The sequence below is a fragment of the Paenibacillus sp. J31R122 genome, assembly GCF_056269185.1.
Genome location: NZ_JBWDNM010000004.1, coordinates 57,122 through 77,888, shown reverse-complemented (window position 1 = coordinate 77,888; position 20,767 = coordinate 57,122). Strand labels below are relative to the sequence as shown.

Below are 20,767 nucleotides of genomic sequence, written 5' to 3'. Positions count from 1 at the left end.
AAGCTGATTTGAAGAAATGTTGCGTTTAATATTCAACTTAATTGAAATTCAAACAATCATATTAAAATAAGCATCGGAGGGGATAAAAAAAGATGACCCCTGCAATACAGGAATCATCTATTTATCGTTCTCAGTTTAGGACTGTTTAATCTTTTCATTCCTGAATATACTCGGACTAACCCCTGTAAATCTCTTGAAAACCGTAGAAAAATACTGACTTGAAGAAAATCCCAGCATATGTGCGATAGGGGTTACTCCGTGATCATTCTTTAGAATTAAGTTTTTTGATGTTTCTATTTTACTTCTCAAAATGTATTCATGTGGAGAAATACCGATTTTTTCTTTAAATACCTTTGCAAAATAAGATTCTGACATATGCATGATATCTGCTAAATCAGAAATCATTACTGAATTGAAAATATTTTTTTGTATGTATTCCAGTACCGGTTGCAAGTCATCCTGCTCTATAGGATTTATTGACTTTTCACTTTCTGTCAACTTTATTATAAAATCAGTAATCCAGCAGCGAATCAAAAGATCCTTGTAAGGACTCTGCGTAAAATACAAATCAATGATTCTGTCAAATAATTCTTCAAACTTATAACATGCACGAAACCGCCTTTTTTTTATCTCCTTTAGCGCATTTAGCAATTTTTCCCCATCTTCATCTAAGAATCCCATGAAATTATTACTATCTTCTATATTTATCACGAAATAATAAAAAAGTGATTTATCCTCAAAATATGACCCAGAGCTATGAACTTCATCGGGAAAGACAATAAAAACCTCTCCACTGTTAAATTCATACTCTTTATTCTCTACCTCATATATTTGTCTTCCTTTTACAAGATATGTAGCTTCAAGCGAACCTTTATGAATATGAGTTTCAATAGGCTTAGAAGCCTTACGGTGATTAATTCTGCCTATTTTAAATTCAACAAGCCCGTTTTCTGACTTATACGTAAATTCTATTCTTTCTTGCTTGAACAAATCATTTTTATTAACTTTTTTCAGTTTAATTCACCTCGTTATAAACTCAAAAGTTTACATCTATTATAGCTTATTTTTATAAATAGAGTAACGAAGGTGTCTTACTTTTGCTACCACAGATTATGTTGTCCTGCGGTTCTTCGGTATTATGAGCTTGCTCGATAAAAAGGGGAAGGCATTACACCTTCCCCCAATTTGGAGTCAACCTAGTATCAATATAGCAATAGCTGCAAGATCAACAATGTCTATTTTACCGTCATTGTTCATATCCGCTTGTTTATACGTATTCCATTCCGGATCAGCGGAAGTCTTTCCATAACCAGCTGCGACAAGAGCAAGATCGCCAATTAAATTTTAGTGCTTTACTCCAGATATAGTTACAAAGCAGAGAGAGCACAATCGTTACCATTCTTTAATTCATTGATATAATCAGACATCAAAATAACTCGGCTTTCCAAACGTGATTTTTCTGCGGCGAAAGCAATTAGATGACTCTTTACAGAGGCATCTGCACCTGTAAGCCCCTCTTCCATACCATCACTTCGAACAAGTCGTACAAAATCTCTCATTATACTTGTATCGCCGCCGCCATGACCTGCCAAGTCCGTATCCAGATTAATGGTCTCTGTCTCCCGAGTAACGAAGCTCGTCACTTCAATTACATTCTTCTCCATATCGCCTCTTATCTGACCATGAGTGCCCATTAGCTTCACCGAGCGCCCACCCTCATAAGTAAAGGCGCTCATGGTGAACGCAACCGTCACTTCATTTGCGAATTCCATGTTCACTACCTGATGATCGACCACGTTGTTATCGCAATGATATACGCATCTTCCATAAGGTCCTTCCTTCAGTGCTCGAAGCACACCCTCGTCACTTGTGTCGTTGCTAACAACAGTGCGAAGCACTTCACCCACCCAATCATCTCGTTCAATATACATTTTAGGTGCATAATAAGGGCAGCTGTCCTGTACGGGGCATCCGTCCAAACAGTACTTAGGCGCGCCTTCCGGCGCACTTTCTTTACGGAAATGAGTTAATGAGCCGAAGGATGAGACTTTAGTACAATCTGCGTCAACAAGCCACTGCAAAATATCCATGTCATGACAACTCTTCGCCAAAATCATTGGACTCGAAATTTCTGAGTCTCTCCAGTTTCCTCTTACAAAGCTATGTGCTTGGTGACGATGTTCTACATTTTCCGTATGTTGAATCGAAACGAGTTTGCCAATTTTTCCATCCGTAATAATCTGTTTGATCGTCGAAAAAAAGTCCGTATATCTAAGTACATGACAAACCGAAAACACCCGATTATATTTCTCAGCATATTCCCCCATAATGAAACATTCTCGTGGATCGGGTGACATCGGCTTTTCCATAAGCACATGATACCCTTTCTCCAATGCTTTCAACGCAGGCTCAAAATGCATCTTATCCTGTGTGCAAATGAGAATAGCATCGGCTAGCCTCGGTCCTGCAAGCAGATCCTCCCAGCTAGAATAACAATTCTCGTTCAGAACACCATGGGCTTGCTGGAATCGTTCCCTTCGCTCAGGATCGCTATCCGCAACGGCAACAAATTGAATGTCCTCTGGGTGTTGCAAGGCATAAGGTGCGTAAGCCCCCGCCCCTCTTTGTCCAGCTCCGATTAATGCCGCAGTAATTTTTTTCATATCCTACTCTACTCCCTTATCGATTTATGCTGATCGAAAATCTGAATTTACAATTTCCTTCAAACCACATTGGGAAGTTGGTACCCCAAACATTATTATGCAGATGCGGAGAAACTAGCTGCCCTAGCTTATCCATTTTCCATAGGTTCGGATTATCGACTTTCAAGCCAAATGAAAACCAACTTGCTTCCGGCAATCTCCTCTATTTAGATCGAATAAGATCCAACACCGGGCTAACCATGTCATTATTTATTCAAATGCCGCAAATCGAATATTTTTTCTGCTTGTTGCCACACAGACTCGAAACAAATCCCTGTTTTTTCGTGCCATTCCCTTTCCGCCTGCTCATCGATCACCCGGTCAGCAATCGCCACAGACGGATCGACTTCCGTTAACATGACCAGTAGATCATCAAGAAGAAAAATTTGTAGATCGGTAAAGCCCGCTTCAATCATATGCTTGACGTTTTGCTCGGGTATATGATCATGCAAATGACGATACTCATCGATCTGGTCCTGGTGCAGCCGAGCAACCCGAATCTCTCTGTTTGTCTTCACGTTCATAACCCCCTTACTTCTCTCGACCGCGAATCAGCGTAACGGCATCTTTCGGATCACCCCAAGGAGTTTCATAGGTCGGTCGGTTGACGTAACGATTCATCGCCATATGTAGGCGAATTCCCGCGCCAGGAGGAAGTTTAACAAGAAACCATTTGCTGTCTGCATGCACGGGTTCCTGCATATATTCGTCCTGACTCCCAACCGTGACTGTCTTGAACTGATGCTCTCCGAACGTTCCTGCCTGAATGATGATCTGCTTCTCTGCAAATAAATCGACGTTAACTAGACTCAAGGTTACGGAATCGGCATCCAGCGCTTCGACAAGTGCAGCTACACCTTCTGGCAATCCCGGTCGCTCAGCATATGCGTCGAAGTAGCGCACGCGACCGTGCTGCAAACCACCATGCGAAGTGTGCATGGGCGCTCCGAGCGTCAATTGCAGCAGCCCTTCGAAGTAAACCGGGCACATTTCCTGCCATTTGTGGATGCTTGATAACGCCCCAAGGCTGAATCCGTCAGAAAGCCAGTTTTCCGGATTTCCTTCTTCTGAGCGCATTTTCTGCAATTGGCGCGACACTAATTTGAAATTTGCTTCAAGAATCTGTTCCGGATATTCTGGACTTTTCCCGCGCATATAATGGAACCATTGTACGGTGTTGCCGTTATAATGTTTGGTATTCTTGCCCGTTATTGGATTGCCGCCTGAATATTCAGGTACATCAATGTCCAGGTCATACGGTTGCTTGTCGATCCGATCTGCACGGGCTGCGTCCTCCTCGGCCATAGATACCGTCCACAAGTGAATAGGGTACAGCGGATTAGGTAACTTATAAGCCGTCCAGCCACTGTCGAAATGTTTGGATGGTGTCACCCAACGTCCGTTTTCCTCTCGGCCTAGCGCCCAATTCCGATCAAGCTGCTCGCGTGCTAACTGCAATTGGTTCATGTCTCCGCTTAGAAGCACTGCATTCATCGAAGCATTGACAATAGGCTCAATGATCGTCAGAAATCCGTGCGGCCAGCGCCATCCATAATAACCGCCCCACCATTTGCCATCGTTATACTCTCCGATTTCCCCAGAAAGACCAATGTTATCGGGTATAATTCCACCATTCTTGGCAGCCCGCTCCTTCCACGCTTGTACGTAATGGACAACCCAATCCTTTAATTTGTCGTCGCCATTATACATATAAGCATGGGCGATAAGCCCAGTTGCGTTTAGATTAAGCGGCACATCGCCCTTCGCCATGCGTTCGTTCATCAGCCGAAGGATATCTTGATACACGTTGTCATCCGACCAAGCGCATTTACCGCTTGCAAAATCCACACCCGGAATATCTTCAAAAGGTGCCAAATAGTCATCAAGAATGCCCCGATGCGTACACCAATCTTCTTCGGACATTTCGTGGCGAGGCCCTCTGCTGCCCGTAATCGGGGAACGAATTAATTTTTTCTCCGAGTCGTAGTTTTGCGCTTCTGGATCATCGCCAGTATACAGTTTTGCAAAACGCTGAGCGCGCTGTACGCTTTTCGAATCGAAAGGGTCTGCTAGTCCAAGGAAATAAAAGAACAAATAACCTTCTCCATGATGCATCCAATCGTAATAGGCGTCGAAATCACGATAAATTTGTCCGTATTCCGTCCACTGCCATGTAATCCCTTCCCATACGTGGAGAGCCATCTCGCGCAGTTCTTCATCTCCGCCGAGCGCATACAACAACGCAAGGTACATAAATCCCTCATACGGATCATCCGAGCCATCCATCCCTGGCCAATCACTGCGCCAAATGAGCGTACCATCTGGACGGACATACTTCTTCACAAACTCCTTGGCTGCTTTGTTCAGCGTATCGAACAGCTGGCGTTGCATCAGCGCCCACTGTGGTGGGGTCCACGATTCCTTCGCGGTAACTGACGCCATTGCTGATAAGTTGCTTTCAAATCCCATCTCGTCACGCCTCCCCTAAGTCTCTTAACGCTAACTTCTATTCCTAATAATAAATCCAAAACGATGTCCTTGATGACCCTAATGATTTGGATTAGTTAAATAACTTTTGTTTATCGAATAAACGGTACAGTTGCTGTTTGTCTTCTTCATTAAAGCTAACCCCATCGCAATACGATAGGTTTTTCCTCAAGGAGTTCAACGATGAGGTCCCCATCAAGGTCACATGAATATCTGGATTGCTTAAGCTAAAGCGCATAGCGGGCTCTATTAATCCTTTGGGCTCAAGCTTGCGTAAAAATTTTATCAAATCCAATCTCCGCTCAACATCTACCTGATTTTCCGGTTCCAAAAAGTGTGCTGGCGCATCCGCGAGAACGCCCATACCGAGTACGCTGCCGTTCATTACACCGATACCCATTTCTTTCGCCAGCGGCAGCACTTCGTCTTTGGCCGTATGATCAATAAGCATGTACCGGGCATAAAATTGGATACTATCGAATAATCCCGTTTTCATGTATTGCTGCAAAAGCGGAAGGTTGCGCGTCGTCACGCCAAGGTAGCGAATTTTACCGTCTTGCTTGAGCTTTTGAAGCGCCGGAATAGTCTCCTCGATGATCATTTCCCAAGGCTGATATTCCACATCATGAATTTGCAGTAAATCAATCCAATCCGTTTGCAACCGTTGCAAGCTATCTTCTACAGATTGAATCGTGCTTGCATAATCGTATTGGCGATCAGAACGAACGGCCTTCGAGGCTAAAATAACTTGGTTCCGTCGTCCCCGGGCCAACGCCTTTCCGATTCTACGCTCCGATTCTCCGTCTCCGTAAATTGGCGCCGTATCGATTAAATTAACTTCCGCATCCAATGCTTCATGAATTAATCGCTCTACTTCCACCTCGTCCGTTTGACCATATACGCCTCCAAGAGGCGCACCACCTAAGCCCAGCTTGGAAACCTTGAGCCCCATATTACCAAACGTCGTAAATTGCATGTCGTCATCCCCCTCTTGCTATTATTCTAGCTCTGCGAAATCCTGCAGCGTAACTACCTGATCTTCCGTCCCGTGAAGCTCGAAGATAATCAGTTCATTCTCTCCCTCACGTAAAAGTGGAGCTGGAATATACATTGTTTTTTGCGGTCCTTTTTCCCAATAACGCCCGAGATTGAAACCATTCACGTAAGCAACACCTTTTGTCCAGCCTTCCAATTTCAAAAACGTATCGCCCAGTTCTTCTACTTGAAAATTCCCTTTATAAAAAGTAGGCGTAAATGATTCGTTGCTTGGCTCTTCCTTAAATGTAAGCTCTGTTAAATCATTTAAAGGGAGCGTATGAATGGTCCAGCCATACAGAAATTGCAGCCCGAGACGAACGCCTTCTGTTATTCCTTTCGCGTCCTTTAATTTAAATCCGTAATTTATTCGTCCCTGATTTTCTACGAGAATACTTAATGTCGCACCGCCCGCTGGGATATCCAGAACGATATCGCCGTCCATAATATTCGGCGATAAATCATGCGTATTGCGATCAATAGTGCCTTGATAAACCCCATCCACAAAAACGAGCGCCCGATCTCTTACTTCTTGAATGGCTAATTTCATTTGGGATAAAGGTCCCTTAACGCGTGTCGTGTACATAATAAAACCGTAATCCTGTCCGTACCTTTCCATCGACTCCGGATATGGGCTCTGGATTGGCGTAGTCAACTGAGATAGCGAGTCAAACAAACGCGCTTTCCCACTCAAGCGAACTTCTCCAAAATTCCGCTTAGCAACAGCCGGAGGCAATGCGATCTCCTCTACTTCGGCATACTTCGCAATCACTTCACGAACTTCTTTATACTTATCCGTAATGTCTCCAGATTCATTCAACAGAGCGTCATAATCATAGCTCGTCACCGTTGGCTCGTATTTTCCCAGATCGTTCGCGCCGTTATAAAAACCGAAATTTGTCCCGCCATGGAACATATAAAAGTTAACGGATCCGCCCGCTTTCAGTATTTCATCCAGAGCGCTCGCTGCGTCTTCAGGTTCCCGAACATGGTGCGGCTTATCCCAATGATCAAACCAACCATTCCAAAATTCCATACAAACAAGCGGCTTATCCGGTTGATACTCGAGCAGCTTCCCGAACGCGTCATCCGCCCGTGATCCAAAGTTGACCGTAGCCAGAACTTCTGGGAGCAGCGTCCCCCCTTGCAGGTTGCTGTCTGTATATCCATCCGATGTAAATAATAGAACATCTACTCCGTGCTTGATGAGAGACTTCTTCAAATGTTCCATGTATTCCTTATCGTTACCGTAGCTCCCGTACTCATTCTCGATTTGCATCGCAATAATCGGTCCGCCATTTGTACATAAATACGGTAAAAATTTAGGGATCAGCACATCGTAATACGCATCGATTTTTGCAAGATAGGTAGGATGACTGCAGCGCAAGCGCATATGATCTTCTTTCAGAAGCCATGCAGGCAATCCTCCAAATTCCCATTCCGCGCAAATATAAGGGCTCGGGCGCACGATTACGAACAAGCCTTGCTCATCCGCGAGCTGAATGAATCGAATGACGTCCGCCATATACTCGAAGTTAAATTCCCCTTCAACAGGTTCATGAAAATTCCAAGGAACGTAAATCTCCACCGTATTCAAACCGCAAGCTTTTAACTTTACTAAGCGGTCCACCCAATATTCGGGCACGACACGAAAGTAATGGATAGCTCCAGATAAAATACGAATAGGTTTGCCGTTATAGACGAATTGTTTTCCTTCAGTTGTAAATGTTGACATTGTTAAGCTCCTTTTAAACTCAATTTCAAAATATAACTAATGATAGATTAATTAGTTTCAACGGTTTTGAAAATAATAATAAGCTATCATTTCTTCAAAAAGTAAGGATTTTCAACAACTTTTTTATTATTTTTCTCCGATTTTTAACTTAAGTGTTGATAGAGTTAACATTTTTTGATTTCTAATGAAATCTATATAAAAAAAGTCCCCCTTAAATAGGGAGACTTCCCAAAATCATGATCACCGCTTCCGCTCTCGTTGCATTCTCATTTGGATTAACCCAGTATCAAACTAGCAACAGCTGCAAGATCCTCAATGTCTATTTTACCGTCCTTTTTCACATCCGCTTTTTCATACATACTCCAGTCCGCATCAGTAATAGTCTTTCCATAACCAGCTGCGACGAGCGCGAGATCACCGATGCTGAATTTACCGTCTGCATTCAAGTCGCCAGCAGCCGCTACATTCACAGAAGCTGTAAAGGCTTGCAACGCTGACTGTAATTGAGTAGTCGCTTGATCCACTTGATCCTGAGTAGCCCCGCCTAAAGCCGCTACTGCCTTGGCGTCATCAATTGCCGCTTGCAATATCGCTTTCGTACCCGTTGGATACATGCCAATTCCAGCTCCTTCTACTGCTGCATCATGTGATGTTTGCGCGTTGGTAATCTGCGCTTGTAAGGCGGCTTTATCCACGATAATAATTTGAACCATGTACGCGGAACCGTTGCTCACCGTCGTTTCGATTCCGTTCGCACCCGATACAGCTACGTCGGTCAAGAAAACCGAGCTGATTACGTTTTGACCAACCGCTTTGACCTTGAAATGAAGTTTCAGCCATGTAGTCGTGTCCGTTATCGCACTACCCGAACCAGCACTTGCCCAAAGGAGTCGTACTTGACCTGGTGTTTCTTTTCTCCCTATGATTGAAAATCCGCTTTTCATAGTCTCGATAGACAGTAATTCTAATTGGACGGGATTATAATGAATCGTTTGATCCAGCGCATACACGCTTTCCATGACATTACTCATTGTATAGGTCACATCAAATGATTGGCCTACAATAACGCTAGCTGCTCCGGTAGCCGTTACGGTGTAGCTGTCTGTTTCATCCACTTGAAATATCTCTGCAAACGCAGCTTTCGGAGACAAGAAGGAAACGTATAGTAACAAAGCCAAGCTGCACAAAAGTAGTTTACGGACCATTGATTCATCCAACCTTTCCAATATTTGAATTTTAATCTAATAGTAACTGATACCAAATAGTCTGAATACACGAAAAAGTATAATTTCCTCTAATTTATCTTAATTCCCGTTCTTTGAAAAGAACAGTTTTCTCTGTTTTTTGATACTTTATTTCGAACGTATCGAAATTCGGATCTACTGTGAATTTTTTAGTAGTTTATGGAGCATAAAAAAAGGGGAGGCACTACACCTCCCCCCATCCGTTGTTAACCCAGTATCAATCTAGCAATAGCTGCAAGATCCTCGATGTCTATTTTTCCGTCCTTTTTCACATCCGCTTTTTCATACATACTCCAGTCCGCATCAGTAATAGTCTTTCCATAACCAGCTGCGACGAGCGCGAGATCACCGATGCTGAATTTACCGTCTCCATTCAAGTCACCAGGAGCCGCTACATTCACGGAAGCTGTAAAGACTTGCAACGCTGCCTGTAATTGAGCGATCGCTTGATCCACTTGTTGCTGCGTAGCTCCGCTTTGACCCACTACTGCTTTGGCGCTATCAATTGCCGCTTGCAATATTGCCTTCGCACCTAATGGATACTGACCGATTCCAGCTCCTTCTACCGCTGCGTCATGCGATGCTTGCGCATTCGTAACCAGCGCTTGCAATGCCGCTTTATCGACTACGATAATTTGAATCGTATGGCTAGCATCATGGTCTACGATCGTTTCGATACCACTCACATCAGCAACGATTACATCGCTCAAGAAAACCGAACTCGTTATGCTTTGTCCAGTTGCTATGGACTTGAAGTGCAGCGTTAACAGCTCTGTTGTGTCTGTTATCGCATTTTCCACTCCCTTACTCGCCATAAGAACGCGGATTTGACCCAATTCCTCTTTTTGCCCAATGATTGCAAAACCATTGTTTGGTGCATTCACGGAAAGGAATTCAACTTGAGTTGGGTCGTAATGGATCGTTTGATCCAGTCCATACACGCCTGTCGCTACATTACTTAAAGTATACGTCACATCGAAGGACTCGCCGGCAATAACACTAGATGGTCCAGAAGCAGTTAACGCGAAGCTCGTCGACACGGGTTTAGCAGCAACATTGTAGATTGCTTTTGCCTTCAACGAGGTTCCTTCTACCGTTCCATTCACTGCATAAACCCCTTTTTCCTTCACCATATCGGCTGTGATGGAGTCCCACGCTACATTGACTAATGCTGTGGTTCCATTGTTATATACAGCTTCAACCTGTGCAGGAAGTGTAGGGATTACACCTTGAGTCGTATCCACATTAACCAATTTGTAATCGATGACTGTCTTCATAAACTCTTCCTCGGCCTCAAATACTTCAAATTCTGAAAGACCAAGTTCACCTTGCTCGCTGCCATTGACATTCGAAAACTTATTGTCCGGATCAATCGTAAACTTAATCCAGCTCGTCACAATCGGCTCGTCAAAAATAACAAAGTTATCCGGTTTTCCATCCCACTTGATATTTACTACTTTCTTGCTTCCGCCTTCCCACTCCAGAAGCCCTTCTCCAATCTCGTTGACTTTATGACCACGGTCAACCAGATTCACCTTACCGATCCTTTGTGGAGTACCAAAATCCAATTTAATCCATGGACCTTTGGTATTGTCACTTGGAGCTGATGCCCAGCTCGTATTCAGATCTCCATCGATCGCTTTTGTCCCCAAATAACGAATATCATTACTTCCCCGAACTGATATTACCGTTACATTAGCTGTCGGGGCTATATTATCCCCAACTGCGGAAATTGCCACAGGATCACTTATTAGAGTTACTCCATCTAATGTAACCTTAGCAGTAACAGTCGCTTTAAATCCATTACCAATAGCGCCCTGAACAACGATTGTGTTGCTGCCTTCAATAACAGACAACCTGCCGTCACTAAATTGATAGTCCACTTTAGCCTTTGAAAAATCAACTGGCTCGCCGTTATTTAATACTCCCTCTAACGAACCGACAACCGGTTTATTCAACTTGATCAAATTCTTGTTTAAGGACAGCTTCGCTTCTTTCAAGAAAGGATTCAGATGTACTTTGCCATCAGAGTCTACATCCACATAAAAGTACTCGCTTGTGCTGTAGCTGTTAAGCTTTGCGGTTACAGTGATCTTCGCTTTGCCTGCTTCTCCAGCTGTAATCACTCCAGACGTTGCTACAGATGCGACGGACGTATTATCACTTGTAATTGTGACTTTCGCATCTGTAAGATCCACAGGATCACCAAGGAAGGAATTCCCTTTCACATCAACGCTTACCGTTTTACTATCTGCACCTATTTTCGGATCAAGTTTGATGTTAGCAAGTCCTGTTAAATCTCCTAATGAGAATACCTGAACCTCCAGCACATCAATCGGGCTTCCTCCTTGACCGCCGCCTGGGAAGGATACTCTTACATAACGTCCCTGCGCGTCGGGTTTGTTCGGATCAACCGGATAGTTGTAATACAAGCCCTCTTGCTCCCAAGCATACAAGGTTGTATCGCTTTTCGGAACGGCTAGTGTATTTCTCGATGTCGGCAATCCGCCGCCAGACAACGTGTTGGTTTCATTACCCGAGATCCAATTTACTCCGTCAACGCTATACTCAATCTTTACCTTATTCGGCACGTTGTAGTAAGTAACGTTGTCGGCATTCGGCATATGGTGATTAAAGAAGATATTAACGCGGTTAAGCTTATGCAGTTTGCCCAAATCATACATGATGCTTGGATTTGCATCGCTTGCCGATGCTGACCATTTTGCCAGGTTGCCGCCGGTGGAATCGTTGAGTATGCCGTCAGATAATTTTCCGGCGTTACCGCTATCGTTTGTAACCGTCGGCATAATTCCAGCTGCGACGTTTGCATCCGGGATAAGTGTAATGTAGTTACGCGTCGATGTATATGTCTTTCCGTCTACAGTAATGTCAGCCCAATAGCTGTACATCGTAGGAGTCGTAATAATATCTGTAAATTGCATCTTGTTACCGTTTACAACGAACGGCACTTGATCGGCAGATACTTCAGATACAATGATTTTACTAGCGGGGTTGTTGCGTTTACCGTCAACTGTAGCATAGTGATAGGTGATATTTTCACCATTCAAAATATCAACCGTACCGCCCTTTTCTGTGAAGCCCTGGAATGTCACAGCAAGGTCTTGATTGGTGGAGAATTTCCCCCAGAATAAAGCGCCTTCTGTGAACATATTCACACCAACAAGCGGAAGATCAGCTGAAATCGTACCTTCCGACACCTTTACAGGATAGGTGTCCGTCTTAACCTGAGTAGCGTTCACACCATCATCATAGGTTGCCGTTACTGTAATCTTAGCTGTACCGTTACCGACAGCTGTTACTAAACCTTTCGCTGAGTCTACAGTGGCTACGCTTGTCTTGTCACTTGTGTAGCTTAATGTAGCGGGCGCGAATAAATTGGTGTAATTTTTCATGTAGCTTTCCGCTCTAAGTTGCAGCTTATCACTTGAGGTCTGGCTGCTAAATAATTTAACACTTGTCATCGCATAGTTTCTTGCCTTGTTCTCCGTTGTAATTTTCAAGATGGTGTCGATTGGATCGGCAACCACGCTTGAAGTGTCTACTGTGATGTAGTATTTCCCTTCCTTTTGTTCGGTTGTGAAAGGCAGAGAAGTCCCCTTGTTCAGCCATTCGACCTTGTCAACCGGGTAATCGAAAGGACCAATTCCGCTCATCGAGTCTTGACCAGTAAATCCTTTCTTGCTCACACCGGAAATTAGATTTTTGATCATGTGCATATAGACATACTGGTCACGAGCCATCGCGTAACCCCATTCAGGGCCTTGGCCGCGGGCGATCGCCTTTTTCGGGTCGGTTTGCCAGCCTGATTTAATGGTGTAATCCATGGTGTATGGCAAGGTGCCGGACATGGACTCACGCAGGTCCGGACTGCCGGCATTTGCCATCCATTTTGCAATGGAGCTACGCATACCTAGCGCATTCTGTGACTCAATAGGCACCATTGAGAAGATATTTGTGTTATCCAAATTACTAAACAGGTTATCCATACCGCGGGTTCTACCAATGGACTGGTCATAATTCATGACATAACCGTGTCCGTATTGGTTAATGATTTCCTTTGTTAACTCAATCCAATTGTCGCGTTCGTTGCCTTTTGCGTATTGTGCCCAGATATCGAGTGCAGTTGTAAATGGATCGTTCCATTCCTCATGGGCAACTTTTTTTGTTTGTGGCAAAATACCGTTTATCCAGCCACCGTTATTATAAGGTTCACTGTGCCAGAATGGACGCTCGTGAAGAGTAATATCTTGGTCACCGGTTTGAGCATTAGGATTAGTGTCAATTAAAACACGGTCGTTATAGTTGCGAGCAGAACTCCATGCCACATCAATAGTTGAGTAGCTCTCTGGACCGCCATCGACAAAAACATACCATGGGTCGTATCTTTTTACTAATCCTTGGATATCACTTTCTATAATTTCCTTCCCTTCATACAGTGAAGACACGTACACTCCGAACTTCATGCCGTAGCGCTCCACAGCCTGCTTCGCCTGCATTACTCTGTCTTTGACATTCCATTTGCCATCCTCAGACTGGTACAAAGCATTGTATTTGTACATTTTATTGCTGTCGTTCGGGGTTAAGTTAGCATTGGGTGACGGCCAGTAGTAAATGGTGTTTTGCAAAGATTCTGTCGAAAGCATCGTCATTCCCAATTCTTTAGCTGCCTGTGCCCATGCGTCATAGTTGTAGTTCGGATCATACAGATTCGGATAAGTGCCTGTCGTGTGTGAGAGCGCTGACATTTTGCCCTCAATAAACCAATCCACCGGGTTTTCCTTAACCGTTATCGTGAATTGCTTTGTTGTAGAAACAGCTAGACCGTCTGTCACCTTCACCGTGAAGGTATAATCCTTTTGTTTCGTTGTGCCCTGAGCTCCGTCTGCAACATGACCGGCAATCTGACCACTTGGTGTCAATGTCAGACCGGGCGGCAACTGGCCACCTGCAATTGCCCAAGTGTAGCTTGGATTTCCGCCCGCCGCCTGGAATGTAAAAGCAGATGCCTGCGGGGCAATAGATGATGTATTCAGATTGCCGTTACTTGTTGCAACCATCCATACATATGGATTTTCATCGTAAGCAATTGGCAGCATGTTTGACGGATAGTCGTTTGCTGGGACATTTGCATTACGAGCTTCAAATTCAGTTTTATCAACTTCAAGGCCCTGTGTAACAATTGTCAGATCGTTATCTGTAGTGTTTGGTCCTGTTACGGAATAGGTGAGATTAGAAATTTCGTTTCCTGAGTTATCAGAAAGTCTTGAATAAAAGCCGAGATAATTTTTATTGGCATTAGGATTTTTATGTTGAAGTTCAATAAAAAGCTTATTCCAACCTTCTTTTAATTCGATGGAATATTTCGCGCCATCCTTGTTCACACGAGATGGAACGGAGTCTTGTCTCCCGGCGAGAACATCGTTAGCGTATAGTCTATACAAACCCGAACTGCTTGCCTGCCACCTTACCGTTTGTTTGATCGGGCTGTAAACATAGGTTGCAGCTACAACCCACTTATTAATCGTATCCTGTCCCTGCTTGACACCAAAGTAACCCATCAGGTCGTTGTAATCATCATAGTTGCGGTTAAAGATACGGTCGTCGAAATATTGCCAAGTGGATGTTTCTGTACTATTCGAATCGGCGAAGGATTCGCCAATGACAGGGATGACTGTTCCATTAATTACTGGAGCGGTAAAAGGACCTGTTACTGCCCACTGGTTAATATAAGGCGCAGTACCATTAGTTCGTGCAGCATGTACTTGTTCTTGGAAAAGAACAGTGCTAGTCATTACATTTGCTGCTACAACTGAAGTTGCAATAACGACGGATAACGATTTACGTAATCTTTTCAGAAAATTCTACCTCCCCAAATTGTTTTAAATCATTAAGGATTGGAATGGCTTCTTACAATGAAAATTTTACAGAGCGTCCCCCCTACTATTTGAATGCTTCAATATTTGAATTGCAACCTGATATTAACAAGCGATTAAAAATCTAAATACACGAAAAAGTATATTTTCCTCTAATATTTCTATATCACGGTTCTTTAAAAAGAACGAATTTTACTGTTTTTTAATATAATATTCGAACTTAACGCGAATTTCGGGTACTATAAACGTTGGCAAGGCCATTACCCGCAAGCGCCCGCATTTTTTGAGGCATGTGAAGAACTCGGTCTCATGGTTGGCGTTCTTATTCGGTACGAAGTGGTTCTTTCCTCGACCCTTGATTCTGCTTCATTGGCAGTAGCTACATAACGTTTCGAATCGTAAGTAAACATTAATTTCATAGGCGTATAAATCAATAAGAGTAGTTTTCGGACCATTGAATGATTCAACCTTTCGATAAAAAATAAGGGGAAGGCTTTTCAGCCTCCCCCCATTCTTTGTTAGCCCAGTATCAATCTAGCAATAGCTGCAAGATCCTCGATGTCTATTTTTTTGTCACCGTTCATATCCGCTTTTTCATACATAGCCCAGTCCGGATCATCAACAGAATTCTTTCCATAACCAGCTGCGACGAGAGCGAGATCACCAATGCTGATTTTACCGTCGCCATTCAAGTCGCCCGCAGCTGCTGCATGTACGGAGTCTTTAAATGTTTGCAGCGCTGCCTGCAATTGAGCGATCGCTTCATCCACTTGCTCCTGAGAAGCTCCGCTTTGACCAGCTACTGCCTTGGCACTATCAATTGCTGCTTGCAATATCGCTTTCGCACCTACTGGATACTGACCGATTGCAGCTCCTTCTACCGCTGCATCATGTGATGCTTGTGCATTGGTAATAAGCGCTTGCAATGCCGCTTTATCGACTGCGATAATTTGAATCGTGTACGCGGAACCATTGCTCACCGTCGTTTCGACTCCGCCAGCATCCGCGACAGCTACGTCGGTTAAGAAGATGGAGCTTGTTACATTTTGGCCAGCCTCTTTGGCTTTGAAGTTCAGTTTCAATACAGGAGCCGTCTGCTTTATTGCACTTCCAGACCCCGCACTTGCCATCAGAATGCGAAGCTCACCTTCTCCAGCTTTCTGTCCAACAATCGAAAATCCACTTTGCAGCGCATCGACTGAAAGGAATTCGACTTGACTCGGGTCATAATGGATCGTTTGATCCAGTGCATACACGTGTTCTGCAACATTGCTGAGCGTGTAGGTTACATCAAAGGACTCGCCCGCAATGACGCTTGCGGCTCCGGTAGCCGTTAGGGTGTAATCAGTTGTTATAGGTGCCTCTTCCACAATAACTTTTTGCAAAACATTACCCGGATAACCTTCAACGTTAGCAACCGCAATGATTGTACCTGCAGTTGCATACATGGCTGGATCGAATTCGGCAAAAGTTAACGCCAACTCTTGAGAACCATTAGTAAATTGTGCGCTAATCGTTGATGGCAATTCCGGCGCTGTCCCCGCAATGGTGGTAACATCCTCAAGCTGACCTAGCGACTCAAGTCCTTCGACTCTAACCGTTGTGCTAACCTTACCGTTTAATCCGACCAATTGGCCGTGAATAGTGAATGTACCTGTCTGTTTATACTGGGATGGATCCACGAGATCCCACTGGATATTGGCCGTTTGGCTCGTTCCATCCGCGAACGTCACATTGGTCGCAGCAGGCAATGCCGGAGCAGTGCCGACCTGCGATGTGACAGAAGCAATTGCGCCCACCGATTCAATCGTATAAGGTTTGTCGATGTAAACCGTGTAGGTTTGGCTTCCTGCCAACGTTGTTTGGGCCAGAACCAGGACATTTCTTCCCTTGATCAGCTCTAAAGAAACCGGCGTAACATCATCTGTAAAACGGTTTGTAATATCTGTACCGTTCAGCTTAATAGAGATGCTTGTATTATCCAGTACAACTTTAGGTCTGATTAATGTCACTGGCTGTGTTTCATCCGTTACAGTTGCCATATAAGTATCATAGTCCGGGTTAAAATCGCCGTTTAATGTAGCATTGCCAAGGCTCAAATCAGACGCATAATTGACATACCGAGGATTCGATATGACTTGAATATCATCAAAGTACTGATCACTGTTGTAGGTACCGAAACCAAAGCTGCCGCTCGTATAGGCATTGCTTGAATGAGAGATTATTTTTTGCCCATCAACGACAAGCCCAATTTTACTGCCGAACACTTGAATTTGAAAATCATGCCACTCCAAGGGATCAAACCCTTCGGGCGCAGGCGCAGTTGCCAACGTCGCATCCCCAGGATTGTGTTGATTGATTGCAAAGAACGGTGTGCCTGCCGGGTACTGACCACCGCCAGGTATGCCGCCTTTCAAATTTCTTCTGAAAATAACTTGATAAGCCGATGGGTTAGCAGTAGGATTACCTTGCGCATCAACGTATACGGTAAAGCCATCATACTGATGCACATTATCCGAAACATTGTTCCATGCCCCTAATTTCCACTTGAATTTAAGCATGTAGTTGCTCCACGTCTGGTTAGTATATTGGGAAACACCACCACTCTGATAGAGCACTTTGCTGCTTGTGTTGCTGCCCGATGATTCGGGATTGTCAACGACGCTCAATTTGCCATTATAGTAATTCGTAAAGCCGCTTGGCATAACATTGTCTTCAAAATCCCAACCGAGCAGTTCAATATTGTCATTCGAACTATCATAAGGCGGCGGGGCTTGGAAAGGAATAAAGCCAGGATCCGGTGCTTGAATTCCACCATAGATATTTAATTTATCAAAGTAGTTATGACCGGTACCATTAGGTGAACCAAGCGATACGTGGTTGAATGAGTTTGGTGTGTTTTCCCATGTTGCGCTATTGAGCGTCTTCACCACTTCTCCGTCAATAGAAAGCACGATTGTCCCTGGCGTTGAATAGTCGAACTTAAGCTTGTGCCAGCCTGTAGTTCGACGAAGGTTGGTTGCAGTTATTGTTCCGCCAACATTCACTACATAGTTGCTTCCGTTAATACTTGTATTAACGCCCATCGCAACAATACCTTCAGATGTACCGTCGTCTACTCTTGCATAAGTGTTCGTTGTCACATATAACGGATGTCCCACTCCATAGGTAACAAGATGTGATGGCGCTCTGTCAAAGAAATCAACAGTGACCACTTTGTTAAGATTGTTTGCAAAATTGCGGTAAAGCATTGACTTAGTTGCTCCGAGGTTGTTTAAGTATAGGGCACCTTTACCAACAATATCCTCCGACATATATTCTCTCGTAATAGTTGGTTGAGCTCCACTGTATGACCATTTCGTCAAATCCAGTTCGTCCTCAAAATTTTCCGAAAAATATAGATCAGACGGCGGCGTTATTGCCGTACTCGTAATAGCGCCTGCATACTCTGCTGGGTAACGCCAAGTTTGAACACCGATATTTGCATAATCCATTTTCGAATCATCAAAGTTTTCAAGTCCGTCTTTAGGTCCCCTAAAGTTGAATGTTGCGTTGTCAACTACAACCTGGCCATTTTGAAGATTATCATTTTCGATATTATATTGGTGCGCATTCACCGTTTTAATATTTGAAGTATGAATCCCAACCCAACCCATATCAAAATTGATGTTGTTCGGCGCAATGTTTTGCATCGTCGGATTTGCGGCAATTTTATCCACAATAATCTGATTAAAATAATTGGGCTGTGAATAGTTGTCGCGCGGGTAGTATAGAAATGCGGTCATTATAGCACCGTCATCGCCACCGTCCTGCTGAACATTGTGGATATAAATATTTGAAAACGTATTGTGGTGGGCATACTGGTCGCGTTTCAGGTCGTAAGGAAAAGCCGAATTCGTATATCCATCACCTAACCATCCGTTATCCCATCCTTGTACATTTGAACTTTGCAGTAAAATCGCACGGCGCGGAGAGTTATACATTTCAATATTCGATACCGTATTGTATGTTGCACTGCTTATCGAAACTGCGAATGACAACAAGTTAAGCTGTCCTACGTCATGGATAACTAAGTTGTCTATACGATTATGATTGGTAAAGCTTTCTGCCTGAGAGTTTCCGTCCACACCTGGAAAACCGCCCTGAACATCGACACCGCCATGACCGGTATATTCAATAAGTGAATTGCTGACAGTAGCGTTACTGGTGCCAACGCCAAGCTCAACACCCATCATTCCCGCATTTTTAATATGTGAGTTTGTAATTGTAATATGACTCGCATAATTCAATGTGAGCACACCACTCATAAACTGCGGGCGTTCGCTCTGACCTGAGTAAGTCGGGTTTGACGATTTTTTTGCATAATCCGGGAACGGATATGCAGCGCTCATGCCGCCATAATACGCAAGCCATGGAAAGCCTGGTGAGTAATAACTAGGATAGCTTGTGTCTTTAAACTCAAGCCCATCAAAAACGATATTTTGAACAGGTGTAATGACGGTGCTATCCCATGTTCCGGTTCTCTCTCCGGTAATGTTAATGATCTGTTCCGTCGTCGGAACAACAATGTTCTGCTGACCCAAATCTACTTCATCATCTTTAGGATAATAGTAAAGGTCGTATGATACAGGGTTAAAGTAAAACTCGCCGGGGGTATCCAAATAAGCTAGATTGCCTTGCAAATAATATCTGGAATTGCCTCCGATCGTGTAGAGCGAAGCAAAATCTGCAACATTGTTCGGGTTGAACGTAAGCACTTTCGAAGAGGGGTTTATATTGGTTACAGGCAATGTATTGGATTCCCAAGAACGCTCCTCGCCAATATCGTTACCTACAATCTGTACAGTTAAATCTCCCCGTGCTTGAGCGTTAACAAGCTTGCTCTCAAATATTTTCGAAGCATCAGCAGCCTTGTAAGTCATACTCGTATAAGATCCACCGGCAGAATAAAGTGGATTTTCAAAAAACGTTGACGGAAATCCTGGATATTTATTTGAGTTAAGCGTTCTTGCCTGTGTCACTCTCGTGTCATTAACATAAAGGGTGTTCACATGAAATGCTCCGTTAGCGTTATTCGGCAGTGGACCTGAAGTAGCAGGGAGCCCATCGGGATAAATAGTATTCAATTGCGACTGCAAATTTGTCTTATACACTTTGCCGACCATGCTTTGCTGCATATCCGACTCAGGATTATTCGGATCGACTGATGCCTGAACTTCCGACCAAGCCGAGGTTGTTTTCATACCTCCAATAAATGATACGCTGCCTGGCGCGCCTAGTGTCCGGTAGATCACGTCAAATCCATTTGTTCCCGAATCGCTCTTATCGAAAGTAATCGGCTCGTATACATAATAATTGCCCGGAGCAATAAATACGTAAATATCTCCAGTCATTTCTTCGTTAATTAAGCGAACGGCATCCCTAGCCGCTTGTAACGTAGCGAATGGATGGTCGTAAGACCCGTCATTTGAATCACTGCCTGATGCCGACACAAAGAACTCTGCCTGTATTCTATTGGTGGAAACGCTTTCTGAAGCATTCGCACTATTTCCCATGGTTGAGAATAGGCATATTAACATGCACAGTACCACGAAAGCATTTAATTGCTTTTTACGCATTAACTGTCCCTCCCAATTTTCATTAATCATCTGCTGTTATTTTCATGCTCTA

General features: G+C 43.9%; 9 protein-coding genes. All 9 read right to left on the bottom strand.

The genetic code is table 11. The features are described 5' to 3' along the window. Positions 1-135 precede the first annotated feature (135 nt). Positions 136-990, bottom strand: coding sequence for an AraC family transcriptional regulator (locus tag AC0YN7_RS08540; protein WP_475809552.1), 855 nt, complete (start codon positions 988-990; stop codon positions 136-138). A 377-nt stretch (positions 991-1,367) separates the two neighbouring features. Continuing rightward, positions 1,368-2,663 carry a Gfo/Idh/MocA family protein gene (locus tag AC0YN7_RS08535; protein ID WP_475809551.1) on the bottom strand — a complete coding sequence of 432 codons (1,296 nt, stop codon included), beginning with the start codon at positions 2,661-2,663 and terminating at the stop codon, positions 1,368-1,370. Between the two features lie 245 nt (positions 2,664-2,908). Next, on the bottom strand, positions 2,909-3,220 hold the full coding sequence (locus tag AC0YN7_RS08530; RefSeq protein WP_475809550.1) for an L-rhamnose mutarotase: 312 nt from the start codon (positions 3,218-3,220) through the stop codon (positions 2,909-2,911). A gap of 13 nt (positions 3,221-3,233) precedes the next feature. Further along, a complete protein-coding gene (locus AC0YN7_RS08525; RefSeq protein ID WP_475809549.1) occupies positions 3,234-5,171 on the bottom strand; it encodes a DUF8034 domain-containing protein in 1,938 nt (645 codons plus the stop codon). A 91-nt stretch (positions 5,172-5,262) separates the two neighbouring features. After that, positions 5,263-6,165 carry an aldo/keto reductase gene (locus tag AC0YN7_RS08520; protein WP_475809548.1) on the bottom strand — a complete coding sequence of 301 codons (903 nt, stop codon included), beginning with the start codon at positions 6,163-6,165 and terminating at the stop codon, positions 5,263-5,265. Between the two features lie 21 nt (positions 6,166-6,186). Further along, positions 6,187-7,959: a glycoside hydrolase family 35 protein gene (locus AC0YN7_RS08515; protein WP_475809547.1), complete on the bottom strand. Its 1,773-nt coding sequence runs from the start codon at positions 7,957-7,959 to the stop codon at positions 6,187-6,189. Between the two features lie 275 nt (positions 7,960-8,234). After that, a complete protein-coding gene (locus AC0YN7_RS08510; RefSeq protein WP_475809546.1) occupies positions 8,235-9,164 on the bottom strand; it encodes a cohesin domain-containing protein in 930 nt (309 codons plus the stop codon). Between the two features lie 245 nt (positions 9,165-9,409). Then, positions 9,410-15,016 carry an Ig-like domain-containing protein gene (locus AC0YN7_RS08505; RefSeq protein ID WP_475809545.1) on the bottom strand — a complete coding sequence of 1,869 codons (5,607 nt, stop codon included), beginning with the start codon at positions 15,014-15,016 and terminating at the stop codon, positions 9,410-9,412. 599 nt (positions 15,017-15,615) lie between these two features. Then, on the bottom strand, positions 15,616-20,715 hold the full coding sequence (locus AC0YN7_RS08500) for an Ig-like domain-containing protein (protein WP_475809544.1): 5,100 nt from the start codon (positions 20,713-20,715) through the stop codon (positions 15,616-15,618). Positions 20,716-20,767: the final 52 nt, after the last annotated feature.